Origin of the sequence: Nocardia noduli (genome assembly GCF_019038455.1) — a bacterium.
Taxonomy (GTDB): Bacteria; Actinomycetota; Actinomycetes; order Mycobacteriales; family Mycobacteriaceae; genus Nocardia; species Nocardia noduli.
Genome location: NZ_JAFMPL010000077.1, coordinates 11,996 through 37,825, shown reverse-complemented (window position 1 = coordinate 37,825; position 25,830 = coordinate 11,996). Strand labels below are relative to the sequence as shown.

The 25,830-nt window shown below is 65.4% G+C and carries 26 protein-coding genes; 5 read left to right on the top strand and 21 right to left on the bottom strand.

Annotated features, from left to right (window positions below; all coding sequences use genetic code 11):
- From JZ792_RS29715 to JZ792_RS29705, 3 genes are all read left to right on the top strand, one after another.
- The coding region (locus JZ792_RS29715; RefSeq protein WP_216915664.1) for an outer membrane protein assembly factor BamB family protein at window positions 1-1,674 on the top strand (1,674 nt) is incomplete at its 5' end.
- A 466-nt stretch (window positions 1,675-2,140) separates the two neighbouring features.
- A complete protein-coding gene (locus JZ792_RS29710) occupies window positions 2,141-2,653 on the top strand; it encodes a hypothetical protein (protein WP_216915662.1) in 513 nt (170 codons plus the stop codon).
- Between the two features lie 105 nt (window positions 2,654-2,758).
- Window positions 2,759-3,265, top strand: coding sequence for a hypothetical protein (locus JZ792_RS29705; RefSeq protein ID WP_216915660.1), 507 nt, complete (start codon window positions 2,759-2,761; stop codon window positions 3,263-3,265).
- A 178-nt stretch (window positions 3,266-3,443) separates the two neighbouring features.
- On the opposite strand, the gene JZ792_RS29700 is transcribed toward JZ792_RS29705, so the two are convergent.
- Window positions 3,444-6,002: an NACHT domain-containing protein gene (locus JZ792_RS29700; RefSeq protein WP_216915658.1), complete on the bottom strand. Its 2,559-nt coding sequence runs from the start codon at window positions 6,000-6,002 to the stop codon at window positions 3,444-3,446.
- A 60-nt stretch (window positions 6,003-6,062) separates the two neighbouring features.
- Here JZ792_RS29700 and JZ792_RS29695 point away from each other — a divergent pair, with 60 nt between their 5' ends.
- Window positions 6,063-6,515, top strand: coding sequence for a helix-turn-helix domain-containing protein (locus JZ792_RS29695; RefSeq protein WP_254190530.1), 453 nt, complete (start codon window positions 6,063-6,065; stop codon window positions 6,513-6,515).
- A gap of 366 nt (window positions 6,516-6,881) precedes the next feature.
- Here the strand turns inward: JZ792_RS29695 and dmpG are convergent, their stop codons facing one another.
- The 3 genes from dmpG to JZ792_RS29680 are packed head-to-tail and all read right to left on the bottom strand — an operon-like array spanning window position 6,882 to window position 9,703.
- Window positions 6,882-7,931: a 4-hydroxy-2-oxovalerate aldolase gene (dmpG, locus tag JZ792_RS29690; RefSeq protein WP_216915656.1), complete on the bottom strand. Its 1,050-nt coding sequence runs from the start codon at window positions 7,929-7,931 to the stop codon at window positions 6,882-6,884.
- Window positions 7,928-8,869: an acetaldehyde dehydrogenase (acetylating) gene (locus JZ792_RS29685; RefSeq protein WP_216915654.1), complete on the bottom strand. Its 942-nt coding sequence runs from the start codon at window positions 8,867-8,869 to the stop codon at window positions 7,928-7,930. Before JZ792_RS29685 ends, dmpG begins: the two co-directional genes overlap by 4 nt.
- Window positions 8,870-8,911: 42 nt before the next feature.
- Complete coding sequence (locus tag JZ792_RS29680; RefSeq protein WP_216915652.1) at window positions 8,912-9,703, bottom strand: 2-keto-4-pentenoate hydratase; 792 nt, start codon at window positions 9,701-9,703, stop codon at window positions 8,912-8,914.
- 47 nt (window positions 9,704-9,750) lie between these two features.
- Here JZ792_RS29680 and JZ792_RS29675 point away from each other — a divergent pair, with 47 nt between their 5' ends.
- Window positions 9,751-10,506, top strand: coding sequence for an IclR family transcriptional regulator (locus JZ792_RS29675; protein ID WP_216915650.1), 756 nt, complete (start codon window positions 9,751-9,753; stop codon window positions 10,504-10,506).
- A gap of 69 nt (window positions 10,507-10,575) precedes the next feature.
- Here the strand turns inward: JZ792_RS29675 and JZ792_RS29670 are convergent, their stop codons facing one another.
- From JZ792_RS29670 to JZ792_RS42295, 17 genes are all read right to left on the bottom strand, one after another.
- Window positions 10,576-11,277 (bottom strand): DUF8020 domain-containing protein, encoded by a 702-nt coding sequence (locus tag JZ792_RS29670; protein WP_216915648.1) that lies wholly within the window; start codon window positions 11,275-11,277, stop codon window positions 10,576-10,578.
- 138 nt (window positions 11,278-11,415) lie between these two features.
- Window positions 11,416-12,138, bottom strand: a complete 723-nt coding sequence (locus tag JZ792_RS29665) for a class II aldolase/adducin family protein (protein ID WP_216915646.1) — start codon at window positions 12,136-12,138, stop codon at window positions 11,416-11,418.
- Window positions 12,131-13,009: an alpha/beta fold hydrolase gene (locus JZ792_RS29660; protein ID WP_216915644.1), complete on the bottom strand. Its 879-nt coding sequence runs from the start codon at window positions 13,007-13,009 to the stop codon at window positions 12,131-12,133. The genes JZ792_RS29665 and JZ792_RS29660 overlap by 8 nt, the downstream gene beginning before the upstream one ends.
- Window positions 13,010-13,013: 4 nt before the next feature.
- Window positions 13,014-13,862, bottom strand: coding sequence for an alpha/beta fold hydrolase (locus tag JZ792_RS29655; RefSeq protein WP_216915633.1), 849 nt, complete (start codon window positions 13,860-13,862; stop codon window positions 13,014-13,016).
- On the bottom strand, window positions 13,859-14,629 hold the full coding sequence (locus tag JZ792_RS29650; RefSeq protein ID WP_216915631.1) for a dienelactone hydrolase family protein: 771 nt from the start codon (window positions 14,627-14,629) through the stop codon (window positions 13,859-13,861). Before JZ792_RS29650 ends, JZ792_RS29655 begins: the two co-directional genes overlap by 4 nt.
- Window positions 14,626-15,399 carry an IclR family transcriptional regulator gene (locus JZ792_RS29645; RefSeq protein ID WP_216915629.1) on the bottom strand — a complete coding sequence of 258 codons (774 nt, stop codon included), beginning with the start codon at window positions 15,397-15,399 and terminating at the stop codon, window positions 14,626-14,628. Before JZ792_RS29645 ends, JZ792_RS29650 begins: the two co-directional genes overlap by 4 nt.
- Before the next feature lie 42 nt (window positions 15,400-15,441).
- Window positions 15,442-16,389 carry a sugar ABC transporter substrate-binding protein gene (locus JZ792_RS29640; protein ID WP_216915627.1) on the bottom strand — a complete coding sequence of 316 codons (948 nt, stop codon included), beginning with the start codon at window positions 16,387-16,389 and terminating at the stop codon, window positions 15,442-15,444.
- Window positions 16,390-16,419: 30 nt separating this feature from the next.
- Window positions 16,420-17,394, bottom strand: coding sequence for an ABC transporter permease (locus JZ792_RS29635; protein ID WP_216915625.1), 975 nt, complete (start codon window positions 17,392-17,394; stop codon window positions 16,420-16,422).
- Entirely contained in the window at window positions 17,391-18,944 is a 1,554-nt protein-coding gene (locus JZ792_RS29630) for a sugar ABC transporter ATP-binding protein (protein ID WP_216915623.1), read from the bottom strand. Before JZ792_RS29630 ends, JZ792_RS29635 begins: the two co-directional genes overlap by 4 nt.
- A 1-nt stretch (window position 18,945) precedes the next feature.
- Window positions 18,946-19,221 (bottom strand): hypothetical protein, encoded by a 276-nt coding sequence (locus JZ792_RS29625; protein ID WP_216915621.1) that lies wholly within the window; start codon window positions 19,219-19,221, stop codon window positions 18,946-18,948.
- Window positions 19,218-20,033 (bottom strand): DODA-type extradiol aromatic ring-opening family dioxygenase, encoded by an 816-nt coding sequence (locus JZ792_RS29620; protein WP_216915619.1) that lies wholly within the window; start codon window positions 20,031-20,033, stop codon window positions 19,218-19,220. The genes JZ792_RS29625 and JZ792_RS29620 overlap by 4 nt, the downstream gene beginning before the upstream one ends.
- Window positions 20,033-22,189 (bottom strand): hydantoinase B/oxoprolinase family protein, encoded by a 2,157-nt coding sequence (locus JZ792_RS29615; RefSeq protein ID WP_216915617.1) that lies wholly within the window; start codon window positions 22,187-22,189, stop codon window positions 20,033-20,035. Before JZ792_RS29615 ends, JZ792_RS29620 begins: the two co-directional genes overlap by 1 nt.
- A 47-nt stretch (window positions 22,190-22,236) precedes the next feature.
- Entirely contained in the window at window positions 22,237-24,351 is a 2,115-nt protein-coding gene (locus JZ792_RS29610; RefSeq protein WP_216915615.1) for a hydantoinase/oxoprolinase family protein, read from the bottom strand.
- 376 nt (window positions 24,352-24,727) lie between these two features.
- Entirely contained in the window at window positions 24,728-24,886 is a 159-nt protein-coding gene (locus JZ792_RS43560) for a transposase (protein ID WP_438804405.1), read from the bottom strand.
- Window positions 24,887-25,058: 172 nt separating this feature from the next.
- Window positions 25,059-25,256 carry a hypothetical protein gene (locus JZ792_RS42305; RefSeq protein WP_254190536.1) on the bottom strand — a complete coding sequence of 66 codons (198 nt, stop codon included), beginning with the start codon at window positions 25,254-25,256 and terminating at the stop codon, window positions 25,059-25,061.
- A complete protein-coding gene (locus tag JZ792_RS42300; protein WP_308165505.1) occupies window positions 25,196-25,378 on the bottom strand; it encodes a hypothetical protein in 183 nt (60 codons plus the stop codon). Before JZ792_RS42300 ends, JZ792_RS42305 begins: the two co-directional genes overlap by 61 nt.
- Window positions 25,314-25,778 (bottom strand): FAD-dependent monooxygenase, encoded by a 465-nt coding sequence (locus JZ792_RS42295; RefSeq protein ID WP_254190527.1) that lies wholly within the window; start codon window positions 25,776-25,778, stop codon window positions 25,314-25,316. The genes JZ792_RS42300 and JZ792_RS42295 overlap by 65 nt, the downstream gene beginning before the upstream one ends.
- Window positions 25,779-25,830 lie beyond the last annotated feature (52 nt).

Below are 25,830 nucleotides of genomic sequence, written 5' to 3'. Positions count from 1 at the left end.
GTTCGGTTCGCGGCCGTGGTCGGGGCGGTTTCGGTGTGGGGCGGGTCGGTGCTGGCGTTCTACGGCAGGTTCGTGGGTCCGCCGCTGGTGCAGGACGACGGGGATTTGGTACCGAGGTCCTTCGACATCTTCGGAATAGACACTCTGCCCGGCTTCTTCGCTGCCGTGGCGCTGGCGGTCGGGTTGTGGGTCGGCCTCGTCGCGGTGGTGCTGGCACGCCGTGGCTGGAACGAGGCGGACGAGTACACGCGGCGGGAGTGGTGGGTCGTGCTCGGGGTGCTCGCCGGGATCGTGGTCCTGCCGACCCTGGCATGGGCCCGGGACGCGGTGGAGGTCGTGGAGAAGCTGCAAGCGGTTCGACCGCTCGGTGTCACGGTCCCGATCATCATCGCGGGCTGTGTCCTGGTCGTGGCCGGGTCGATCCTGCTGCTGCCCGCCACGCTGGCGCCTGCCGCGCTGGCTCCGTTGCGCGGGCGGGGGCTGGTGGTCCCGCTGGTGGCAGGGGTCCTGGTGCCGGTGCTGGCCGCGGGGCTGGCCGTGCGGGCAGGAGACGATACGCGCGGTATCGACCACCGCACGGTAGCCGCGGTGGCGGTGCCGCCCGTTCCCGCCGGGCCGGGCCTCGAGCGATATCAGGTCTGGCTGGGTAATCCGGGGCGTCGATATCCCGCGGATGTCGTGGTCGCGGGCGCTGGTTTCGTGGTGGCGAACTCCGCCGGCATCACCGCCTATCACGGTGGCACCGGTGAGGAGCTCTGGCACTATCGGCGCACCCAGCGCGAGGACGGAATCGGGGTCAAGCCCGAGTCGCTGCGTTCCCTCGACGACGGGGTCGTGCTGGCCTACTGGGAGTACCGGGGCTGGACCGCGCTGGACGCGCGGACCGGCCGACTGCTCTGGCAGGTCTCCGATTTCACCCGTGAGCACCCGGACCCGGAGTCGGACCGGGCACACAGCGTCGGGCTGCCGGAACCGCTGTTGCGGACCGAGGACCGCGGCAACGTGCTGATCGCCTACGATCCCCGCACCGGCGCTCGCCGTTGGTCGGCGCGGGCCAGAGATCCCTCCTGCCCCGGGGCCCGGAGCTGGTTCGACACGACCACCACGACGGTGTACCAGGCCATTAGGTGCCTCGACCCCGACGAACTGCGGGTCTCGGCACTGTCCGGCCACGACGGCTCCATCACCCGTACCCACGTGGTGCCCCAGCCGGTCGACGAAGACATTCCGATGACGCAACGCTTCGGCGAGCGGGTGGTCGCCAAGTGGGGTGAGAACACGCTGTTGCTCAACGGCGCCCACGACCCCCAGCCGCTGCCGGGGGCGCGATGGGTGCTTGCCGCCGACGCCGAGGGCGTACTGTTCCAGCAACGCTCGGGCGTGGAGTTCATCGACCGCGATGCACGATGGGTGTCCGAAGACACCGAAGTGTCCAGTCCCCTGCACTGGGTCTACGCCCTGCTCGGCGAGTACGTGGTGGCCATCGACCAGGCCGAGCCGGGCACGGTGCTGCGAACCTGGCAGCGCTCGGACGGCTCACCCGGGCCGACCGTGCCTGTGCAAGTGCGCGGGCAACGCTGCCCGCAATGGGACCTCATCCCCAGTCCACAAACGCTCACCATCCCCGGTGGGCTGCTCATCCGCTGCGGCGGGTGGATCCTCGGCTACAGCTGACCGACCAGCTCCCACCAGTGTCGTGCCACCACGCGGTGCTTCGACAACGGTCCAACGACATCGGCGAGCGCAGGGGGTGCATCAGCACTCCCCCTTCCCCTCGAGCGGATGGATCCAGTTCGAGTACGCGACCGTCCTGCCGACGACGACCCCGACCTCAGCGCGGCAGCCAACGAGATCGTCACCGCGATCTCCGCCCGCATCAGGCGACCAGGCACAGAGTCCGGCCATATCGCCCGTCACGGACGCCCCACGCAATCGACGGCATCGGCGAAGCGTTGCCTGCGGAACTCGCCAGATCCGCGCTCGTCGAGGTCGGCTAACCGGGCCGATCGTATGGGGCCCGACCAGCGGCGGTGCGGCCGGTTTGCCCGCTCGGCCGGACCCGCCATGCCCGGGCGGTCCTTCGTCGCGGGTGGTGGATCGAGGCAAGGTCGCGGTGCCTGATCTGTGATTAGGTGAGCCGGTGTGGATAAATACGCCGATCTACTCGCAGGCATTGAACATCATCGGACTCCTCGCCGTGATCATCGTCGCGGTGGCAGCGATCATGACCACCCGCCGGCGCGGCGGCCCCGCGACGGCGGTCGCGGTCATCGGGCTGGTGATGCTCGCCCTCGCCCAAGCGATGCAGGTGGCGATGGGGTTCCACTGGATCGACTTCGACAGCCTCACCGTTTTCGACGGGTACATATACGTGTCCGGCACGCTGTCGACCGTAGGCTTGATCATGGTCTTGGTCGGGCTGCTCATCGGCAAGACAGCACCGAATCCGCGTACTCCCCCATCCAGGTTCGGGCCCACCCCGTTCGGGCAGCAGGCGGGCAATCCGGTGCCACCGTTCGGTCAATACGATGCTCCCGCACAGCAATACGGTCAGCCGGGCCCACCGGTGCAGCCCTACGGACAGCCGCAGCAGCAGTTCGGGCAGCCGCAGCCCGGTTCCGGTCAACCGCAGGGCCGACCGGGAACGTACTGACCAGCGGGCAGCGCACGGGTCGAGAAGTTGGGGAACGCCGATCGCTGCTGTGGGGGCGGCACCGCCCGGCAGCGAGCGGCGCGCCTGTCCCTCACTATGGAGAGTGTGACCGACACCGAACGACATCTCACCGTTCTGTACTCCTGTACGGCGAACTGCCTTCTCTACGAGCAGGATCCGGGTCCTGCCGAACTCAACATCGGTTCGCAGCTCGAGCCGCGCATGGTGCCGCGCAGTCACGCTTGGCGTGACTACTACGCCCACCACCTGATCACCCAGGTCCACGCCGACATCGCAATACTCCGTCTGTGCTCGGAATGGGCCACCCGGCAGCATGACCGCGACGACCTCCCCGACGATATGACCGCCTCGAAACGAGAAGAGGCCAAGCAGTTCTGGCGGTGCGCTATAGATATCGCGGACATGGCCGTCGAGATCGTCGAGGGCGCGGGCGCGGCCACCGATGAGAACGCTCGTCGGCGACTGATGGCCAGCAGCGAACACCTCCAGACGAGCATCGCCTTCGGGGCGCTACCGAACGTCGTGGCACGGTCCGCGGCCGATCTCGTCGACGAACTCGACCGGATCGACCAGCGCGACCCCGGTGACTAGCACCCCCTGCCGGGTTGGTCGCCGGGTCGGTCGTGAAATCGCCATGCGCGAGGTGAAAGTCACCGCGCTGAACGGGAATCGGAGATTCAGAGCACTGACATCGCTCATGAGGAGGAGCCGCTGACTGACGGACCGACCGCGAGATGCTCAAGCGAACCTGCCCTGGCCCTGAGCTCCGTCAGATGAGGTGATGACCGATGTAGTCGTGGGCGATCGCTTCGGCGAGGCGGGCGCGGATTCTCGATCTTAGGCGGTAGTTGTCTCGTACACCCTCGATGATGAGTTCTCGCGCTTTACCGACGGCTCGGTCAGCCGGGCCGTCATTGATGCTTTGGCGCACAACGGCCTCCAAGAAATCCAGATCGGCTCGGATGCTGATCGCCGGCAGGAAGTCGGTAAACCCCAGCTCGATGAGTTGACCGCGGAGTGTTGTGATGGCTGAGGCGTCGGTTGAGGCTTCATCGGTGGAAGAAGTGCTGTTGCGTTCGCTGTACTCGACGAGCCTGTTGGTTGCGCGGGCCGCTATCGCGTCGAATTCGGTTGTTCCCAGACCTGTGAGAAACGCTCGGGTCGCGCCCGGGCTCTGGTCGGCCAGGAGAGCTTCGACTTCGAGCCACACGGATCGCCGGATATTGTCGGAACGGTCCATGAATGGAGCGAGCGCGTCGGCAAGCCGCGAGATGTGGCTGCCGATGGGGCCTTTCACCAGCCTCATGGCGGCCTGCGCCAGTTCCTGCTCGAATCTCGGTGTGTTGGCGGCGAATCCATCTTGGAGGGCATCGATGGCCAGGACCGCGCCGGGCATCACGAGCCGGTTCACCGCGTCCCGGTTGTCTACGGTATTCAGGCGGTTCAATACGGTGTCTCGCAGCCAGTGCCTCTCGGAGAAGATGTAGCCCGCCGCCAGCAGCCAGGTATGGCGCCAGTGGGCGGAGGGGACCATGAGTTCGAGTTTGTCGGCGGCGTCCTCTTTGGTCATGAGGCAGCGTGCTGCGAAGAACTCGGTGAGACTGCGGACCTCGAAGGCCAGGCCATCTCCTCGCGCGACCAGGAGAACGAGTCGTTGCCTGGCGAGGTGCAGGATCTTCTCGATCAGGGTCTCTTGCTGTGATTCGTGGTGTCCCTCGGTTTCGAGGATCCCGCGTGCGATGTTCTCCAGTTCGTCGACCGGCAGGATCGATTCGGCGGCACCGCCACGCTCGGCACGCGCGTGGATCGCCAGTCCGCATTGTTCGTGAAGCTGATCGAACTGAGATCGGTACATCTCGAGGACGTCGCCGATGCCTTCTGGCTTGCTGCATTCACGTGCGTAGATGATGTCGTAGTAGTTCTTGAACAGGGCGTATCGACTGGCGGGCGCCTGACGCCGTTGTTCGAGCAGGAGACTCAGAATCGTCACTTGCAGCGGTGAGGTCATCAGTCGAGCGGTGTCCTCGCTGCGCGAGGCCGTGGTCAACCGTTCGAGTACTTGTTCCTGGCGGTCGAGGTTGTCCGCGAATCGACACGCCAATAGACGTGCGGCGTAGTGCATCGCGTCTGTGGGTGTCAGCGAAGCGAGATGCAGTTCTTCGTAGTCGATATCCGGGTCGCGGTCGAAGCCGATCGGCCGGGAGGTGCACACGGTGAAGACATCGGCTCCCAGGGCCGCCATCTCGGTCAGGAAGTGCGTGATCCGCGCTGACACTTCTTCACGGGTGATGGCGGCTGCGACTTCGTCCATGCCGTCGAGGACCACGAGCAGAGGCCAGGCGTTCAGCAGGCGCTTGGCTTCCGGCACGGTGATCGGATCCGACGCGCGGTGGTTGATCAGGCTGACGATGTGCTGGAGCAGGGTCAGGTCGTTGTCTGTGCTCACCAGGTCGGCGAACTTGCTCAACACCACCCGGACGGGAAGCCGGTGCAGGGTCGGACCCGGTAGACCAGCGGCCTCGAAACTGGTGCGTATCCGGTTCGCGCGTTCGGCTGTTTGCACGGTGATCCGGCCAGCGGCTGAGTTCTCCAATAGCGGAACCCGATAGAGTTGGCACAGCAGCCGGGAGATTGTCGATTTGCCGGAGCCGGGTCCGCCCAGGACCACCATTCGATCTTTCGCGGCGGGTCTCTGCGCGGGCGACAGGACTTGATCACCTCGTTCGACGAGTGCCCGCAATACCGGCGAGGTCTTTCGGGAACCTGCCACGGACGAGGCAGGCAGGTCCACAGCGACTTCTGCGAGCGACAACGGCGAGTTGGTACTGTCGCCGGATTCACCGAGTTCCACGGTGGTATCGGTTTTCAGGGCACTCGCGACGTGGCCGATCCATGCGTGGGCGATCCGAGCGTCGTTCTCTTCGACCTGACCGAGCAGTCGCGACAGTATGTCTCCGGGCAGGATCAGATCCGCGTAGCTCCGGCGTATCCCGGCATGGGCTTCCAGTAGGCGGTCCAGGTACTCGGCGTGCCACACGTGGTAGTCCCGGAAGTCGGGCATACCGGTCTTCCGGAGGGTTCCGTCCGGCTGCTTTTTCTCCAACTCGCGGTAATACGAGAACATTTCATCGAGACGGTCCAATCCTCCCGTCTGGGAGACGCCGGTCAACCGGACATTGGTGACGAGGATGAGATAGTCAGGCTTGTGGTGGTGGCGCTTCTTCTTCGGATCGATCCAGGCGTTGAGCTCGTCGGTGATCTGTTCGAAGAACCATTTTTGGTCCGCTGCCGTTTCACCTAGCCGCTCTTTGTATTTCGCCTGAATCACTCCGTAGCCGTTCCACGTGCCTCTGCCCTCCATGGCGATCTCGCCACGGAACGTCGCTCCTTGGCACTCAGCAACGACACCTGCGGCGAGTTCGTCGATGACTTCCTGCCGGTCAACGACATCAGCGACAAGGTCTTCCTCTGGCTCGACACCGATCTACCCGTCCACGGCTACCTCGGAGTGGTTGCCACAGGCGGTCAAATGTTTGATGTGCGGGACCACCTCCTCCTCAGCGAGCTCCGGCCCTCCCTCTCCCGTCTGCTTCGTCACCACCTCGAGCGGATGGCTGCCCCCGTGGGGGCCACGCTCTCGCTACGCGAACACGAGATCGCTCGCTACGTCGCTGACGGGTGGCCCAACCGGCTCATCGCACGGGAACTCGGGATCTCCGAATGGACCGTCAAACGCCATGTCACTCACGTTTTCGCCAAGTGCGGCGTCAGATCCCGCACCGAACTGGCCGCCATCTGGCGACACACCGCCCACGAGCCGGACAGCACGGCTAGCCGCTGACTCGCTTCGATATGGATATCGCGCGGCCGATCACCTGACACTATCCAGTCGAAACAGTCCTGCTCTATCGTCAATATTCACCCCGCCCGACCCGAATCGACGTCAGGACCGGACGGGCCCGGATGCTTTACCCGTCAGGAGTGAATCGGACCGGCCGGTAGACATTTCGCCGTAACTCAGGACCGCCCAACCGACTACGTCGATGTCGCCGTCGATCTCGGCGCCTTACCGAACGTGACGACACCGCAGGAGCAGCTTTCGCAGCGGAACCACGTGCGCTTGTTCTCCGGGGAACCGAACTCGTCGACTTCGCAGCCCGACGCCTGCTCGATGCAACCGGCTGCAGTTCCTATACCCTTCCCCGTTTCACAGTTCCCTGGCTGCTTTCAATCCGAGGGCGACGTCGACGATCAGATCCTCCTGACCGCCGACCAAGCCCCGTTCACCGATGGCGATCAGGATGTCACGAGTGTCCAGGCCGTACTGCTCGGCAGCGGTTTCAGCATGGCGCAGAAAGCTGGAGTACACGCCTGCGTATCCGAGGGTCAGCGTTTCGCGATCGACTTGGACCGGGCGGTCCTGCAGCGGACGAATGAGGTCGTCGGCGGCGTCTTGCAGCGCGAACAGGTCGCAATTATGCTTCCAGCCGGACAGATCTGCGACGGCGATGAACGGCTCGATCGGGCAGTTGCCCGCGCCGGCACCGTGGCCGGCCAGCGAGGCATCGACCCGTGTCACGCCTTCCTCGACCGCGATCACCGAGTTCGCGACCGACAGTGAGAGATTCTGGTGCGCGTGGATTCCGAGCTCGGTGGCGGGGTCGAGGATGTCTCGGTAGGCCCGTACCCGGTCGCGTACGCCTCGCATAGTCAACCGGCCTCCCGAATCGGTGACGTAGACACAGTGCGCGCCAAAGGTTTCCATCAATTTCGCCTGCTCGGCCAGCGCTGCCGGTGCGGACAGGTGCGACATCATCAGGAATCCGCTGACGTCCATGCCGAGCTCGCGGGCGGTGGCGATGTGCTGAGCGGCGACGTCCGCCTCGGTGCAGTGCGTGGCCACCCGCACCGAGGTGACGCCGAGGTCGAAGGCACGCTCGAGGTCGGTGACCGTGCCGACACCCGGTAACAACAAGGTGGTCAGCTTCGCGCGGTGCACTACCGCGGCGGCGGCCGCGATCCATTCCCGGTCGGTGTGGCTGCCGGGACCGTAGGTGAGGCTGTGACCTGCGAGTCCGTCGCCGTGGGTGACCTCGATGGCGTCGACGCCTGCGGCGTCGAGCGCGGCGGCGATTCGGGCGAGGTTTTGTGGGCTGATCCGGTGCCGCATGGCGTGCATGCCGTCCCGCAGTGTGACGTCCTGGATGTAGAGGGCGGTTCCGTCGGCGACGTGCGGACGGGTGGTCGTGTCGGTCATCGGGTCGACTCCACTGTCATGTTCGCTGCGATCTGTTCCGCCACCTGAAGTGCGGCGGAGGTCATGATGTCGAGGTTGCCTGCGTAGGCGGGCAGGTAGTGTGCGGCGCCCTCCACTTCGAGGAAGACCGACACCTTCCAGAGGCCGGGTCCTTTGTCGACCCCACCGGTCAATGTGGTGACCGGCTCATCGATTTCGGTGAACTGCACGTTCTGCTTGAGCCGGTAGCCGGGTACATAGGCCGCGACCTTGGAGATCGAGTCCTGCACCGAATTTCGGATCGCGTCCTGGTCTGGGTCGGTCACGACAGCCAGTACCGTGTCGCGCATGATCAGCGGTGGTTCCGCGGGGTTGAGCACGATGATGGCCTTGCCGTGTGCGGCGCCGCCGACCTTCTCGATCGCCGCGGTCGTCGTCATGGTGAACTCGTCGATATTGGCCCTGGTCCCCGGGCCAGCAGACCTGGAGGAGATGGATGCGACGATCTCGGCGTAATGCACGGGGGTGACTGCGGCGATGGCCGCGACGATCGGAATCGTGGCTTGGCCGCCGCAGGTCACCATGTTGACGTTCGGCGCATCGAGGTGTTCGGCCAGGTTGACCGCGGGCACGACGAAGGGGCCGATGGCGGCCGGTGTGAGATCGATCAGTCGTTTGCCGTAGGGACGCAGAGCCTCTTCGTTTGCCAAGTGCGCTCGGGCCGAGGTGGAGTCGAAGACGACGTGGATGTCAGCGAAGTCCGGGTGTTCGATCAGCCCCCGGACGCCGCTGTCGACGGTGTCGACGCCCAGACTGCGGGCGCGTGCGAGTCCGTCGGAGGCGGGGTCGATGCCGACCAGCACGGCGAGCTCCACGTGCTGTGCGACGCGGAGGAGTTTGATGACGAGGTCGGTGCCGATATTGCCCGACCCGATGACTGCTGCTTTGATCCGGCTCATGATGTCCTGCTGTCGAAGGGATTGTCGTGGCAATTCGGACGCTCATCCGGTGAAAGTCGCACGGACGCCTCCGATTCCGGATATGTGGGCTTCGTAGGTCGCGCCTGGTGTCACGGCAACCATCGGCCCCAGGGCGCCGGACAAGATCACCTCGCCTGCGCGTAGGGGGGATCCGAAGGAGCGACTGGTGTTGGCCAGCCACGCGAGGGCATTCCAGGGGCTGCCGAGACAGTCCGATCCGCGACCGGCCGAGACCTGTGTGCCGCCGGTGCGCAGGGTCATGGTGACCGCGTCGAGTGCGGGTGCTTCGGCGATAGGCAGCGAGTCCCCCAACACGTACAGGCCCGAGGAAGCGTTGTCGGCGACGGTATCGGCGAAACTGATGTCCCAGTTCGCGATCCGGCTGTCGACGATCTCGAATGCCGCGTGCACCCGATGCACGAACCTGGGGGCGTCGGTCGCAGTGATCGTGGCGGTGATGTCGTCGGACAGCGTGAACGCGATCTCGGCCTCTATCCGAGGTTGCAGCAGTCGGGTGATATCCACCGCGGCATCGGCTGTGCAGTCGAAATCATCGAGCAGGACGCCGAAGTCCGGCTGGTTGACGCCGAGTTGCCGCTGCACGGCCAGTGAGGTGAGACCGACCTTGCGACCCACGGCGACGCGTCCTGCCGCCAACCGCGCGACGATGTTTCGTTCCTGGATCAGATAGGCGGCGTCGAGGTCCTCCCGGCCGATCAGGTCGCGGATCGGCGCGCACGGAGTCCTCGTCGCCGTCGAGATCGCGAGCCGGTGGGCGGCCTCGGCGATCACATGGGGTTCCACCGTTGTCATGCCTTCGACGCTATTGCCGACAATGTGCCAAAGATAGGATATGTCCCATGAAACGGGACAACTTGTCGTTGCTGCAGCGGTCAGCGCTGGTACTCGACTGCTTTCCCGGGGGCACTACACTGTCGCTGGCCGAGGTAACCGCCCGCACAGGCCTGCCCCGATCGACCGCGCACCGGGTACTGACCGGGCTTGTCGAGCTCGGCTGGCTGACCCGCAACAGCGGCGGATTCGAGCTCGGGCTGGCGTTGTTCGAGCTCGGTGAACGGGTGGGGCTCAAATATCGACTGCGCTCGGCGGCATTGCCGTTCATGCAGGATCTGTACTCGGTGACCGGGCAGACCGTGCATCTGGCGGTTCGGGACGGTCGCGATGCCGTCTATGTGGAGAAAATCCACGGACACGCCGCCCTGCCGCTGCCTTCGCAGATCGGTGGCAGGCTTCCGCTGACCTGCACCGCCGTCGGAAAGGCGCTGCTGGCACCTGAAGCACCCGAGGTGATCGGCACGGTGCTTACGGTTCCCCTGCGGAGCTACACCGCACACTCGATCACCGACCCTGCCGTCCTCGCGCGCGAGCTCGACGGGGTTCGTCGCACGGGTATCGCGATCGAGCGCGAGGAGTCCGCCGTCGGCGGTTGCTGTGTGGCCTCGCCGATACTGTTGGGTGGCCGCCCGGTCGCCGCGCTGTCGGTGTCGGTTCCGGCCGAGAGTTTCAAACCCGAATTGCTGGCCCCGGCCGTACGCACCGCCGCGCTGGCCCTCGGACGAACCTTGGCCCGCTCGGGTATGGAAAACAGACGGTGACCGATCCGGTCACCGTCTGCTTCACGATGGCGCCGACTCCGCGTGTTGTGCGCGGGGTCGGCTACGGTCTCACTTGGCCGGGAATGGCGAGGTGACGGTGCTCTGGTACTGGATGAATGCCGCGACCGCTACCGGAGCCCCGATGAGGATGGAACCGGTGATCGCGCCGATCGGGGCGAGGGCACCGGCGCCGATCAAGCAGCCCGCGATCGGACCGGCACCGAACAGGGTGGCCAGCGGACCGGTGAGGACAGCCCCGGCGACCCCGCCGAGCAAGCAGCCGATGGTTCCTGCCCCCACTGCGCCCACGATCGCGCTGACGGTCGCGCTCATTGCGATTGTCGAGGTCATGCGGGTCCAGGCCGCGACTTCACGCTCGTAGGGGGTCTTCCACGGTGCGGTGTCCTCGAAGGGCAGCGCGACCGGGTTGTAGCGAGCGCGGTCGACGTCGGTGACCGGGGTCAGGCGCGCGGTGGTGCCGTCGATCTTCGCTTCGATGGGGAAGGCGATGTCGTCGAAGTTGTACTCCAGCGGTACACCGGCCAGCACCTCACCCGAGGCGCCCCGGATCTGGAATTTGCCGTCGACCACGGTCAGTGATCCGGAGTCGATGCTGATGACCGCGGCATTGCCATCCTGGTAGGCGCGGTAATTCACACCCGGTGCGACATCGACGTCCAGCGATGGCGCCGCCTGCGCGGCGCCGGCACCGACCGTGCCTGCGGCCAGAGCGAGTGCAAGTACAGCAGCGGACCTGCGGTATTTCTTCATGAGATTTCCTCATCATCTTCGGAGGGTGGAACGGTGCCCGGAGATCGGACACTTGGAGATCTGTTGCACCGGGCGAGGTTTCACCACGCTGGGTGCGGGTCGAGCGCGGCGCCGAAACGGCGGCGTCTCGATGACAGGTCAAATGGTTCGGGCGTCAAAAGCCGGCAACCGGCGCTGCAAGTAATTCCATCCGGCCCGTACCTGGTGCGCGGCGTACACACGCCCGCGCTTGGCGATGGCCTCCTCGTCACTGGAGACCCGCAGTGTGGCGGAACTCGCGGCAGCGGCCGCCAACTGCATTCGGCAGGCCTTCTCGAGTACCACAGCAGCGAACACCGCCTCCGGAATCGATGTCCCGGCTACGACCACGCCGTGGTTCACCAGCAGAACGGCATTGCGTTCGCCCAACGCCCGTGCGACGGCGCGGCCCATTGCCGGTGTGCGGATCAGGTCCCCGGTCTCGGTGAATCTGGCGATGTCCGGAGGTACGAACATCGTCGCCTCGTGCGCGATCGGCTGCATCGGCAGTCCGGTCGCCGCGAAAGCGACCGCCGACTCGGGATGAGTGTGGATGACGCATCGCACGTCGGGCCGTACCCGCAGGATTTCGCTGTGGATGAACCGTTCCAGGTGCGGATCACCGGCACCGACGAGCACCTTGCCGTCGAAGTCAACCAGCTGGATGTCGGTGTCGTGCAATTCCTCGAATCCCAGTCCCGGTCGCTTGATCCAAAATCCGCGTTGCCGCTCGTCACGCAGGGACACATGGCCCCAAACGAGGTCGGCATGCCCGTTGGCGGCGAGCACTCGGCCGGCTTCGACGACACGAGCCTGGTGTTCGCGGTCGTCGAGTTCAGACATGGGGACCGGTGAGAAAGTCACCGACGATCGTGTTGAACCGCTCGGGCTGTTCGAACATCGGCCAGTGACCGGCATCGCTGATCATGGTGAAGCTGCCGTTCGGCAACAGTTCGCTGGCACGGCGACCGACACTGGCCTGGGTCGTCGGGTTCTTGTCGGTCCAGAGTACGAGCACCTCGTGCGGCAGTTGGGACAACCGGTCCTCGGTCAGCAGGTAGGCGCGGTTCTCCTCGCTCGGCTGCTCGGCGACGAGCTTGGGCATGGCAGCGCGACTGTCGGGCAAGGTGTAGATCCGATACCGGGCATCGATCAATTCTTCGGTTACGGTGTTCGGATCGGCCATCAGCCACTCGAGGCGAGTGCGCACGCTGTCGCGGGTGGGGGCGTCGATGGCCTTTTTGGTGACGCTCTGCACCCGTGAATGGACATCGGCGCTCTCCTTCTTGGCCGCGTCGTCGTCGAGCAGAATTCCCGCACCGGTCGCGAAAACGATCTTGCCGATCCGGTCGGGGTGGGTTCTGGCGGTGTGCAGCGCGATCCAGCCCCCCAGGCTTTGACCGACCATATGGGCCTTCTCGATGCCGAGGGCATCGAGAAATCGCAGCAGATGGTCGGTGAACAGGGGCGCGTGGTAGGTGACGTCGAGCGGTTTGTCGGTGAATCCGTGGCCGATGGTATCGATGGCGTGCACACGCAGCCCCCTTTCGGCCAGCGGGACCACATTGTGCGCGAACCCTTCGATGTGACCGGTGAGACCACCGATCATGACGACGTGTTCGCCGATGTCACCGGCCTCGAGGGCGCGTGTGCGCCAGGGACCCGCGTGGTGGTAGCGCACTTGTGCGCCGAGTGTCGAAGTCCAAAAAGACATGCGATTACCTTTCGAAATGATGGATCACCCGAGCGTTGACTTGATCGGGCTGCTCGTAGTGCGGCCACTGTTTCGCGGCCTCGACCGTGAACAGCTCGGCGCCGGATATGTGGTCGGCCGCATCACGGAGCAGGTCGGTCGGCAGATGTGCGTGCTCGCCCCGGACGAACAGCACCGGCGCCGCGATGTCACGTAAGGCATGGGAGGTGATGACGTCGGTGTCGTTGTCCGCGGTGCGTACGGCCTTGTGGACGGCGCCTGCGCCGGGGAGGCGGTAGAGACGGCAGCGCAACTCGACCATCTCATCGTCACAGGAGCCAGGATCGTGCAGTAACTGCGCGAAACGCAGGCGTACGTTCTCTGCGGTGGGGTTATCGAAAGCCTGTCCGCCTGCACTGCTGGCTTGGCGGACACGCGGGTCATCGAGCCGTTCGGATTGCCGCTGTAGACCTGCCGGTTCGATCAACACCATCCGGCCGAACCTGCCGGGACGCTCGAGAGACGACAGCATGGCTGTCCAGGCGCCCAGAGATTGAGCCACGACATCGAAGCCGCGCCCATCGTCGAGCAGGTCGATGACGTGGTTGGCGTGCCGGGTGATCTCACCTATGTCGTAGGTGGTTCCCGCGTGGGCGGTCAGTCCGTGGCCGAGCAGGTCGAACGCGACCACTTCGGAATGTGTAGAAAGGGCGGCTACGTTGCGGTGGAAGCTCTCCAGATGTCCACCGCGCCCGTGCAGCAGCAGGACGGGACGTCTATCGGTGGGTCCTGGTGTGGTGACCACCCGGGTACGAATGCCCGCAGCGTCGATGAAGCGCAGATGGGAGTTCAGGTAGGTAGACCACAGTGTCACGTGAGATGTTCTTCCAGGAAGGCCAGTGCGCGTTTCCAGGTCAGCTCTGCGGCGGCCGGATCGTGGTTCGGATGGGTGTCGTCGTGGTAGGCGTGACCCGCCCCGGCATACCGGTAGAACTGCGCACCACGTGCCGCAGTGGCGGCTGCGGCTTCCAGTGCGTCGATTTGATCGGTCGGGATCGCCGTATCGGCGCCGCCGAAGTGGAATTGCACTGGTGCTCTCATCTGCGCGAGCAGCGGCAGTCGGGACTGCGGCTGCCCGGTGACGGTGTATTCGGCAGGCAGAACCGGGATCCCGTACAGCGAGATGATCGCCGCGAGGTCACCGGTCTGCGCGCCCCAGGCGAGCACGGTGCCGCCCCCGAGACAGAATCCCAGCGCGGCGGCGCGATGCGGGTCTCCGACAGTGAGTCGGCGGGCGAATTCCAGTCCTGCTTGCAGATCCGGGACCGCTCGGTCGTCGCAGGCGGCACGGAAGGCCAGCGACCGTCGTTCGGTGGCGCTGTCGAAATTTTGTGGCGGCATTCCCCCTATCCGACTGAACAAGTCCACGGTGAGGCTGACGTATCCGGCGCTGGCAATCCGGCGTGTGACGTCTTTGCGGTGGTCGGTCACACCGAGGTTCTCGTGCGCGGTGATGACGATGGGATACCGTCCGTGCTTGTTCGGTATCGCAAGGTATCCGCGTACCAGATCTGGGCCGGAGGGGAAGTGGACCCACCCCGATAGGGTGCCGTCGTCGTTGCTGGTGAGATTGATTTTCATAGCGATTTCCTCCTTCGTCCGTGGGAGTGGTTGTCTGCGGACGGCGTGATCGTGGCGGCGAGATCGGTGAGCATGGCGCCGATCTCGGCCAGCCGGGTCTTGGCTCCGCGTGCGGTCGGGACGATGACGGCGACCGCTCCGAGGGGTCTTCCGCCTGCCGAGACCGGGACCGCGACGCCTGAGACGTCAGGGATGTATTCGTTGTTGTCGGTGGCCCAGCCTCTGCGGCGGGCTTGGGCGACTTGCCGGTTGAGTGTGTCGAGGTCGATGACGGTGTCGGGGGTGCGCCGGACCAGATGAATCCGGGGGATCAGTGCGTCGGACTCCTCGACGTCCAGCCCTGACAGCACTGCCTTGCCGATACATCCGCTGGCCAACGCCGACCTTTTGCCCACCGGGGAGGCGACGCTGAGCGGGTGGACCGAATCGACCCTGCGCATGATCACCACGGAGTTGTCGATCCAGTTCACGCCCGCGACGAGGATTGTCTCGCCGGTGCTGTCGGCGACGGCGCGCACCGTGTCGGCGGTCAAACCGATCAACGGGCTGGAGTTCGACACCAGTCCACCGAGTTCGAGCAGGCGTGTGCCGAGAGCGTAGGTGCCCCAGTCGTCCTGGCGCAGCAGTCCGCGTTCGACCAGTGTGCGGGCGAGGCGGTGGGTGCTCGACAGGGGAAGACCGACGGTGTCGGCCAGCTCGCTCAACGACAGCTCCGGGTGTGCGGCGTTGAATGCCAACAGGATGTCGATCGCGCGATTGACCGATTGCACAGGGGGTGGGCTGGATCCGCGAGTTTCCGGCATGGTTGCCTCTCAGCCGCAGTAGGAGGGCGCGTCGGTGAGGTTGTTCCTGGTGACCACGGTGGTCGGGATCTGATCGATCACGGGCTTGTCCTGGGGTGTGACCAGTAGTTCGGTCACCGTGCGCAAGGCTTTGACGCCGAGTTCGTAGGGCGAGCTCGCTACCACCATGGAGAACTTGCCCTGCTCGACGGCTCGCAAGCCTTGTTCGGTTCCGCCGTTGGTGACGATCTTGATGTCGGATCGGCCCGCGTTCTCGAACGCCGTCAGCACCCCGAAAGCCATCTCCTCGTTCGGCACGAACACGTAGCGCACCCGGGGCTGGGATTGCAGTAGGTTCTCCGCCACTTCCTGCGCCTTCGCCCGCTGGAAGTTGCCGGGCTGTTCGAACACGACCGTGGCCGTGTTCGCGAGTTGGGACTTGAACCCTTTGATGAACAGATCCGAGGCAGCTCCCGGGGTACCTGCCACGATCGCGACGTCGGTCCGTTGACCGGCGGCGTCCTCGTTGATCCACACCGCGGCCTTCTTCCCGGTGGTCAGGACATCGGAGAGTTCGGCCCCGGCGACCTGATCCATGTTCGGGCCCCCGACCGAGGTGAGGAAGATCGGTATGCCGGCGGCATTCGCTTTCGCGACGGCGCCGGTGAGCGAGTCGACGTTGACCGTCTGCAGGACGATGGCGTCGACCTGACGCACGATCATGTCCTCGACATTGGACTGCTCTTTCACCGGATCGTGGGCGGAGTTGGCGGTGACCAGATTCAGGGACGCGGTACTCGCCTGATCGCGCATGCCGGCTTCGAGGCAGCGATGGAACTCGAGGTTGTCTGCATTGACGAAGCCGACGGTCCGGGCGCCGTTGCCTGCGGTTCCGCCGCAGGCGCTGAGTGCGCCTGCGAGGGTTATAGCCAGACAAGCGGTGGTGACCGTCCGGACGGTGGAACGGAGGGTGTTCATAGAAGCTCTTCTTTCCAGCGGTGTTCGGGTTCAGTGGGATTCGCGGTGTCGGAACCGGTTCGCGATGGCCGCGACGAGGAGCACTGCACCGACGGACACCGGGTGGTAGAAGGAGTCGATTTGGAGCAGGTTGATGCCATTTGCGACCACGCCCAGCAGCAGCACTCCCAGGACGGTTCCGACGACCGTGGCGCTGCCCCCGTGCAGGGCGGTGCCGCCGATGACGACGGCGGCCACCACGGTCAGTTCCAGGTACAGGCCGGCGGTACCGGGGCTGGCCGCGCCCAATCGCGACAGCAGCATGATTCCGGCAACACCGGCGAGCACTCCATTGAGTACGTACAGCGCGACGGTGTGCCGCACGACCGGGATGCCGGCCAGGCGCGCCGCTACCGAGTTGCCGCCGATAGCGAGGGCGTCGCGACCGAACCGGGTCCAGCGCAGCAGCACACCGGCACCGGCGCAGACCGCGATCGCGATGATCAGTAGGTACGGGATACCCGCGATTTCCCCGGTGCCCAGCCACGACAAACCACCGCTGATAGAGATGCTCTGGCCGTGCATCGTGATGAGCGCGACACCATCGAGGATCGTCGCGGTCGCTAGCGTTGTCACGAACGGCGCAACCTTGAAATAGGTGATGACCAGGCCGTTCACCAGGCCGAACAGGGCCCCCAGCAGAATGCCGCCCACCGAGGCGACCAGCACGCTCGAGCCGGCATCGATCAGCTTGGCGACGACCGCGACCACCACCGCGACCTGGCTGCCCAGGGAGAAGTCCAGCCCGCCGGAGGCCATCAGGGTGGTCAACCCGGCAGCGAGAACCGCGATCACGGCGACCTGTCTCAGCACATTGACAAGATTCGGTCCGGTGGCGAAGACATCGGTCTGTACGGCCAGGAAGGCGCAGGTGACCAGTAGTACGGTGACCAGCCCGAAGTGTTTCGAGACAGCTGCTGGGATCCGCGGTGTCGGTGGGGCTGAGACCAGCGTCGCAGCGGTCATCGGGTACCTCCCAGGAGAAGATGGGTGAGTTCGGAATGGGTGATGGTCTCGGCTCGGACCTCAGCCACGAAGTGGCCCTGCCGGATGACGAGGATGCGGTCCGCCAGGCGGAGTACCTCATCGATATCGGAACTCGCGATCAGGATCGCGATGTCCCGGCGGGCCAGATCGTCGACGAGTGTGTGGATTTCGGACTTGGCACTGACATCGACACCTGCTGTCGGCTCTTCCAGCAGGCACGCTGTCAGGTCGGTGCCGGACAGCCATTTCGCCAGCAGCACCTTCTGCTGGTTCCCGCCGGACAACGAGACCACGGCAGGATCGGAGTGCAAACTGACCACTCCGAAGCGCTCTCGGGCGTCCGCGGCGCGCTGCCGCAGCCGCGTCCAGTTGATGATCGGGCGGCGGGCGGTCGGATCGAGGGCGGTGATGTTCTCGCCGACGCTCAGTTCCGGGACCAGTCCCTGCCCGAGGCGGTCACCGGTTACGCAACGCAGTCCGCTGCGCAGGGTTTCTGCGACTCGGTCAGGCCGAATCGTTCTGTCCGCCAGCGTGACCGAGCCACTGTATCCACCTCGCAGACCGCTGAGGAACGGGAAGAGTTCTTCTTGCCCGTCACCTGCGGGGCCCAGAATCGCCACGACTTCTCCGGCCCCGACTGTGATATCGAGCGCCTTCAGACGGCCGGGACGAGCCAGACCGCGGATAGCCAGTACAGGCTCGTGAGCGCGCAGCTCACGAGCCGGGCGCTCGTTGACAACGGCAGTGCCCACCATTGCCTCGACGATCTCGCCGCTGGTCAGCTCCCCGGTTGGCGCGGACAGCACGACGCGGCCGTCGCGCAGTGCGGTCACATGGTCGCTGACTCTCATCACCTCGTCGAGATGATGAGAGATGTACACGATGCTCATCCGGTCGGTAAGGCCGCGCACCAGCCGGTGAATCAGGGCCGCGTCGTGCCCGCCGAGGGTGGCGGTCGGCTCATCGAGGACGAGAACGCGTCCACCCTGATGGGTTTCCCTGGCGATTTCCACGAGAGTCTGCTGGCCTGGACCCAGGGTATCCACCGTGACGTGTGGGTCGATGTCGAGTTCGAGGTCGTCGAGCATCCGACGCGCGGTGGCAGTGACCTCGCTCCACGAGACCACGCCGCGGCGGCGGGGCAACCTCCCCAATTGCAAATTTTCCGCCACACTCAGCGATGGCACCAGGGTGCGCTTCTGGTAGACGGTCGCAATTCCTGCGGCACGGGCCGCGCGAGGTCCGCCATGCGATACCTGCTTGCCGCTGATGCGGATGACTCCCACATCCGGTGCGATCGCGCCGGACAGGACCCGGATCAAGGTTGACTTGCCGGCTCCGTTCATGCCCAGCAGGGCATGAACGACGCCGCGGCCGACCCGGAAGTCCACACCGTCCAACGCGCGCGCACCGCCGAAAGATTTCACGATGCCGGTCATCTCGAGGGCAAAGGATTGCTCGTCCCCGGAGAGCCCGACAGGTGCGGCAAGGTCGTAGGTCATGGTTTCGTCTTTCACTGGCCCGGCCATCTCAGCCTCCGGCGTACTGTGCCGCGGAGGTCGGCTGCCGGTGGGTGTACAGCTGGCCGTGCGGAATCCCCAGCAATACGAGCAGGTTCCGCAGCGCGACCGGATTCATGCCTTGGGCGAGCAGCAAATGCGCGTCCAGTTCGGCGACCGCGGTCCTTTCGTGGGGGGCGAGGTCGTAGTCGGCGAGCACCTGGCGCGGATCGGTGCGGTAGCTGTCCAGCAGGCCCTCGACATGCTCGAGGTCCCAGGCCAGCTTGGTCAGTCCGAGCACACTCATGCGCCGACCTCCATGTGCACGACGCCGATCCCGATGGCCCAGTCGGGCATGGGCGCGTACCCGAGCACCGTCGCTGTCCCGCCGGCGCAGCTCTGCGCTGTCAGCCAGGTGCGGATTTCGAGGGCGCCGTTGCCTGCCTGTTCGAGGATTTCGGCGTCGCTGAGCGCGAGCACGTCATCGAGACAGCCGCGTTCGAGGCGGGCGAGGAACTCCTGGTCCCAGGCCTGGTTTATCTTGCCGAACTCCGGCAACCCGACCCAGTGCGATACCCCTCCGGTGGCGACCACCGCGACGGCCGTGTTGCCTGGCAGTGCCTCGATGGCGGAGCGCAGCGCCAGGCCGAGATCACGGCACCGGGTCAGCGAGGGCAGTGGCGGGGTATTGCAGTTGACGAAGAAAGGGACCACCGCGCGCTGTTGCAGACCGAGCCGCAGGATCGGAACCATGAACGAGTGGTCCAGGTTCATCTCCATGGCTTTTGCCACGTCGAAGTCGTCCGCGACCAGGCTCGCGTGCAGTGCGTCGGCGGTCACCGGTTCTCCGGCGACCTCGCCGCCCGGGTTGCCGAACTCCCCCCAGGCAGGAAATCGTTCGGCTGAACCCAGACAGAAGATCGGATAGTGCTCGAGGCCGAAGGTTTCGTAGTGATCGGTGGCGATGATGACAACGACGTCGGGGTCAGCGTTCGCGATATCGGCGACCATACGTTCCCAGGCCGCATTCAGGACTTCGACGCGGTCCGGGTGGGCGCCCGGATTCTTGATGATGGCGCCGACGTGAGAGGTTGCGCCCGCGTAGACCAGCCGGCCCATCAGAGCTTCACCTCCACGTCGTGCACGCGGTCAGAGCCCCGCCGGGCGACATCGGTCGACAGCAGCGATCCGCACGCAGGGCAGGCGTACCGGCGCACCTCGAGTACGTCCGACAGCCGAGTTGCGAGGCTGACCTGGTGCACATCATGTTCGATCTGCTCGCCGGCACGGGCGCGCCAGGGGTGTGTGGATTCCGAGAGCACATGGCCGCAGCGGCAGGCGCTGTAACCGATGTTGTCCTCGGCGCGCAGCAGTTGCAGCGCCGACCCGAGCGGTCCGACTCTTGTCAGCTCGCCGGACGGACGCGGAATGTCGGCGACGGCGCGCGGCCAGGCACGCCGCTGCTCCCTCAGCGCGTGGCGCTTCGACTCCGATGCCTCTACATCGATCTGGCCGGTATCGGTGAGGACGATTCCGTACAGTCGCTGGGCGGCGTCTGCGGAAACCGCCCCCGAGCGCAGGTCCTCGGCGAGCGCGCCGATCGATCGGGCCAACGGGTCGCCCCAGCCGCCGCCGGACTGGTGAATGGTCGACAGCACGTCTCCGTCGGACACCGCGAATGCGCCTTGGCGGCCGTGCATGGATGGTCGCTCGCCCGCGATACGGTCGACGTCGCTGACATGGAGTCCGCGAGCGAACTGGTCGAGCACGTCAGTGCCGACGATCAGATCCCGGATGTTCTGAGTGCCGGGATAGCCGCCGAAGATGCCGGTCGAGTTCGGCGCTTCCCAGCCGTGGCCGTTGCACATCGCCTTCAGCCCAGTGCCGCGGTGTACGAGGAAAGTCGAGCCCATACTCTGGCCGCCACGGAACTCGCCGGCGCCACCACTGTCGGTGACCAGACCACGCCGCAGATAGAGCAGTGGGGTTTCCAGTTCCATGTCCTCGGCATTCGAGATCCGCTGCCGCTCGATGTTGTGCTGGCCCTGAGTCCAGACCCCGTCGCGGTGGTTGTAGGCGCCGCCGCCGGTGGCCAGGCAGTCCAGGATCACATGGGTGAACGGGTCACCATGCGCGTTGTTTCCGCTGAGCACGAATTGGTCCGGGCCCCCCGCTGGGGCGGCCTGCGCCTCGCCCATCAACTCGTCGGAGCACGCCACCAACTTAGATAGCGCCTCTACGGCGGTCATCTCTACCAACCAGCCCGCCTCGAGCGCTCCCCCGGATACCGCTGCCGGACGTTTGGCGTTGCAGATCAGCCCCTCGGGCGCGTATACGTCGACCGGGCGGAACAGCCCTTCGTTCCATGGCGCGTCGTAGGCAAGAGTGGGCAACAACGCGGCGTTGATGCCGGCCATCAGCCCCGAGGAGGTGCAGTTGATGTAGCCCTCGACCTGCGGCGAGGAGCCCGAGTAGTCGAAGCGCAACTTGTCACCGGTCTTCGTCATGACCAGGTCGACGTGATAGACCTCGTTCAGTCCGCCGTCGTTGTCGAGATAGGCGGTACTGCGGACCGTCGCGTCGGGCAGTTCGCGCAGCCGGTTTCGCAGCCTGCGATCGGACAAGTCGATCAACCCGGCCATCACGGCCTTGACCGTGTCCACGCCGTAGCGCTCGGCCAGTTGGGTCATCGCCCGAACGGCGGTGTTGTTGGCTGCGATGAGACCTCGCAGATCGAGGTTCACCGCGGGAGCAGCGCGGGTGTGGGCCATGATGAGGTTCCACACATCGGAACGGATACGGCCGTCCTCCACCAGCTTGGTGGGAGTGAGCTGCAACCCTTCCTGGTAGCACTCGGTGGCGTCGTTGCAGAAGCTGCCCGGCCGTGAACCGCCCACATCCGGCATGTGACACATGGCGCCGGCCCAGGCCAGCAATTCGCCCTCGAAGAAGATCGGCGCGACGACGCCCATGTCTTGGGCGTGAATCGCCCCTTTCCACGGATTGTTGACGACGAACATGTCGCCGGGGTGAATGCCCGGGTCCTGTTCGCAGTCCTCGATCACGTGACGTGTGATCAGTGCCATTGACGCCGAGTGCAGCAAGATGGTGCGTCCCATCGCTGCCACCGATCCATCAGGAAGATAGAGTCCGACATTGAAGTCGTTGGCGTTGACGACGTGTGGCGATCCGGAGATCGCGGCCAGGGTGGCCCCCTGTTCGTCGGTGATCGCCAGCAGTCGATGACGGATCACCTCGAAGGTGACCGGATCCACCTCGAACGCGGGCGCGGTGGCGGTATCGGAAGCGGAGACGGTGGCCATCAGTTTCCCTTGCAGTTGATGATGATGTTGACGTCGCCGTCGACGGCGAGTTCTTGACCCGGGCCGATTACGATCGTGGTGCCCTCGAACTCGAGAACGGCAGGCCCGATCAATTCGGCGCCCGGACCGACCTGTTCACCGCGGAACACTGGGACCTCCACCCGGCCGACCTCGGCGAAGACGACCTCGCGGGCGCCGATGCGGGCCGCGTCGAGGTCACCGGTGGCGACCGGCGCAGCGGGGGTCAGTGCTTCGATCGAGACGCGGCCCTCGACCCGCAGAGTGTTCAACTCGAGGCCGGCGCTACGCAGGGCGGTGCCCGTGCCGTAGATGCGTTCGTAGGTTTGAAAGAACTCCTCGATGACCGAACGCATGACATCGACGCTGACCCGGCCCTGCGGCAATACGACCGGCAGTTCGTGAGTCTGGCGACGGAACTTCAGATGCACCGAGCGCACAAATCGCGCATCCGGGCTGTCATCGAGGTCCGTGAGTACCCGGGCCGTGAGATCGTCGAGGCTGATGTTCAGCCGGTCGAGGTCGAACTCGGTAGCCGCGTCCGGCGCACCGGGCGCGGTGCGCTGCAGGTCGGTGGCCTGCAGCGCACGGAACCGGTCGGCGGTGACGGTTCCGTAGGCCGAATGCACGGTGGAGGTCGGCGGCACCACCAGAATGTTGATGCCCGCGGCCTGGGTGTAAGAGCAGGCGTGGGTGGGTCCCGCCCCACCGTAGGCGAACACGGCGAAGTCTCTCGGATCGCGGCCTTGCTCGACGGTCACCTTACGCAGCAGGTCGGCCATCTGGTTGTCGGCCACGGTGCGGATACCCAGTGCCGCGTCCTCCACGCTCATGCCGAGAGGTTCGGCGATGTGGACGCGAATCGCTTCTTCGGCCAGTGCCCGGTCGAGCTTCATACGGCCGCCGAGGAAATAGCCGGGGTCGATGATGCCGAGCACGACATCGGCGTCGGTGACGGTGGGGCGCGCACCACCGCGGCCGTAGCACGCCGGACCGGGGACCGAACCTGCGCTCTCCGGGCCTACGACGAGCGCACCGACCTCGTCGACCCAGGCGATCGAGCCACCTCCGGCACCGATCGCGGTGACCTTGATCCGTGGGATGGACAGGTGGTAGTTGCCGACCTCGCTCTGCCGCTCGACGAGCGGCTCGCCGTCCAGGATGAGCCCGACGTCGAAGCTGGTGCCCCCCATGTCGCTGGTGATCGCGTTGGCGTAGCCGAGCGCTTTGGCCAGTTTGGCCGTGGCCAGGACGCCGCCGGCCGGACCGGAGGTGAGCAGTGATGCAGAACGGCGCGCCGCATCCGAGGCCCGCATCACCCCGCCACCGGAATCCATGACCGACAGTTCGCCCTGGAAGCCTGCCTGATGCAGACGACTTTCCAGATTCTCCATATAGTCACGGATAACCGGGCCGAGGTACGAGTTGATGACCGTCGTCGCGGTGCGCTCGTACTCGCCGATGACCGGCGCGGCCTCGTGCGAGAGCGTGAGGTAGACCTCGGGCCACTCCTGCTCGACGATCTCGAGAATTCGCAACTCGTGGGTCGGATCGAGGAAGGACCAGAGGAACGAGGCCGCGAGCGCCTCTACGCCGCTGTCGCGGAGTCGGCGCAGCGCCGAGCGGACCTCAGCGTCGTTCAACCGCAGCAATACCGCTCCCGAAGCGTCGACACGCTCGGGCAATTCGATGATGTCCTCGCGGGCGACGATGGGGTCGGGATTGCGACGTCGGCTGTAGTGACCAGTCGCCGCGCCCATACCGACCCAGGAGGTCATGCTGCGCTGGATCAGCATCGTGTCCGCGAATCCGGCCGTGGTAAGCAAGCCGGTGCGAGTCCCCTTGCGCTCGATGAGAGCGTTCGTCGCCGCTGTCGTGCCGTGCGCGAAGTAGCGGATCTGCGCGGCGAATTGGTCCAAGGGCTTTCCCACGGAATCCGCGGCCAGCTCGAGGGCGTTGATGATGCCCTGCGAACGATCGTGCGGAGTGGTGGGCGACTTGAACAAGCGCGGGCGATGCCCCGGCTCCAGCAGGACGAGATCGGTGAACGTACCGCCGATATCGGTACCGACGAGGTACTCGCTCGGCGCGGTCATTGATGAAGTCAAGGCTCTGTCTCTCTTCGCTATGGACTGTGACCTAGCTTTCAGATCAACAGGGAAGAGATGCAACGCTCATTCCATCATACGGAAAGTTGTTGGGAAGATTTTCATACAGCAGCAACTCTGGTTCTGAGCAAAAAATGGCCTTCAACTCATCAGATACGTGCCCCGTGTACGACTGGCAAATAGGTGGGCACTCGATCTGCCAAAGAAGGCGTAGCAAACAAGAATCGAATCCATCGGCCAGCACTCAGCTGGAGAGGTAGATTCATTGCTATCAGCTATCAGAAGTCGCGGCTTGCGGGCCTCGATTCGCACCACCGCCTGGAACGAGTCACGAGCCCGAGAGTGCCGGTCGAGATGCCACAGTTCACTCGCGAGGATCGCGGCGGACCTCCGCCTCATGCCCGCCCAGCGTGCCGTAACGCAACCACCGCAGGGACCGGTTGTAGACCGTTTTCCACGAGCCGCACCCTTCACGCAGATCCCGCCACATGACCCCGGTCTTGGCCGTATACAGGCCGACCACGATCTCTATTAGCGCCCACCGCAGCCGCGGCGCGACAAGATGGCCCGCGGCTCAGCCGCCAGGGAGGCGTCTTGGCGCCACACATGGCCGCAGCCGCCGGATCGGTGCCGCGGGCAATGGTGAGTCACGGTGTAGGCCTCGGCGAGGAACGTGGACCCGGCGGTCGAGCTGGTCACCGCGGCGAGTTCCCTTCCTGCCCGCGCACGTCGAACGGGGTGGCATCGGGCAAGGTGTGCAGCATCGTGGTCATCCGGTAGGAGAAGTGCTGGGCCTTCCACACACGGCTGAGCGCCCACTCACTGTAGGTCGCTAGGGGCGCAATGGCGTTTGCCGCGAGCGCGCGTTCGAGTTCCTCGGCAAGCACCTGCACGTCGGCGAGGGCCAGGTTGAGGCCCTTCGCCGGTCGGTGGGCCGGGCGTGCGCAGCGTCACCTGCCAGCACCAGCCTGCCGTGGTGCAACGGCTGCTGCACGAAGCTGCGGAACGGCAGCACGGATTTCGCGGTAGATCGTGCCCTCGACGAGTTCGTGGCCGTTGGCGCAGACGCGGGCCTGCAACTCCTCCCGGATCCGGTCGTGCGGCCAATCGCCGACGTTCTCCGATGGGTCGCACTGGAAGTACATGCGCTGCAGGGTGTCCGTGCGCTGGCTGATCAGGGCGAAGCCGCGCGGGGAGTGGTTGTAGGTCAGGTCTGGCGCGCTCGGCGGCGTTTCGGCGAGGATGCCGAACCAGGCGAAGGGGTGCTCGCGGAAGTACTGGCTGCGCCGGTCGGCGGGCACCTGATGGCGGCACAGGCTGCGGGAGCCGTCCGCGCCGACCAGGAAGTCGGCGCGGATCTCATGGGCGGTCCCGTCGACGTCGGCGAACTGCAGGACCGGGGAATCGGTGGTCAAGTCGTCGACCGAGACGGCGGTGACGCTCGACTTCCGCTCAGCGGAATCGAAG

Excerpts from the sequence above, each read along its gene's own strand:
- dmpG (WP_216915656.1), bottom strand. The coding sequence starts at position 7,931 with ATGACCGACACGACCACCCGTCCGCACGTCGCCGACGGAACCGCCCTC.
- JZ792_RS29685 (WP_216915654.1), bottom strand. The coding sequence starts at position 8,869 with ATGAGCCGGATCAAAGCAGCAGTCATCGGGTCGGGCAATATCGGCACC.
- JZ792_RS29680 (WP_216915652.1), bottom strand. The coding sequence starts at position 9,703 with ATGACAACGGTGGAACCCCATGTGATCGCCGAGGCCGCCCACCGGCTC.
- JZ792_RS29675 (WP_216915650.1), top strand. The coding sequence starts at position 9,751 with ATGAAACGGGACAACTTGTCGTTGCTGCAGCGGTCAGCGCTGGTACTC.
- JZ792_RS29670 (WP_216915648.1), bottom strand. The coding sequence starts at position 11,277 with ATGAAGAAATACCGCAGGTCCGCTGCTGTACTTGCACTCGCTCTGGCC.
- JZ792_RS29665 (WP_216915646.1), bottom strand. The coding sequence starts at position 12,138 with ATGTCTGAACTCGACGACCGCGAACACCAGGCTCGTGTCGTCGAAGCC.
- JZ792_RS29660 (WP_216915644.1), bottom strand. The coding sequence starts at position 13,009 with ATGTCTTTTTGGACTTCGACACTCGGCGCACAAGTGCGCTACCACCAC.
- JZ792_RS29650 (WP_216915631.1), bottom strand. The coding sequence starts at position 14,629 with ATGAAAATCAATCTCACCAGCAACGACGACGGCACCCTATCGGGGTGG.
- JZ792_RS29640 (WP_216915627.1), bottom strand. The coding sequence starts at position 16,389 with ATGAACACCCTCCGTTCCACCGTCCGGACGGTCACCACCGCTTGTCTG.
- JZ792_RS29635 (WP_216915625.1), bottom strand. The coding sequence starts at position 17,394 with ATGACCGCTGCGACGCTGGTCTCAGCCCCACCGACACCGCGGATCCCA.
- JZ792_RS29630 (WP_216915623.1), bottom strand. The coding sequence starts at position 18,944 with ATGGCCGGGCCAGTGAAAGACGAAACCATGACCTACGACCTTGCCGCA.
- JZ792_RS29625 (WP_216915621.1), bottom strand. The coding sequence starts at position 19,221 with ATGAGTGTGCTCGGACTGACCAAGCTGGCCTGGGACCTCGAGCATGTC.
- JZ792_RS29620 (WP_216915619.1), bottom strand. The coding sequence starts at position 20,033 with ATGGGCCGGCTGGTCTACGCGGGCGCAACCTCTCACGTCGGCGCCATC.
- JZ792_RS29610 (WP_216915615.1), bottom strand. The coding sequence starts at position 24,351 with ATGACCGCGCCGAGCGAGTACCTCGTCGGTACCGATATCGGCGGTACG.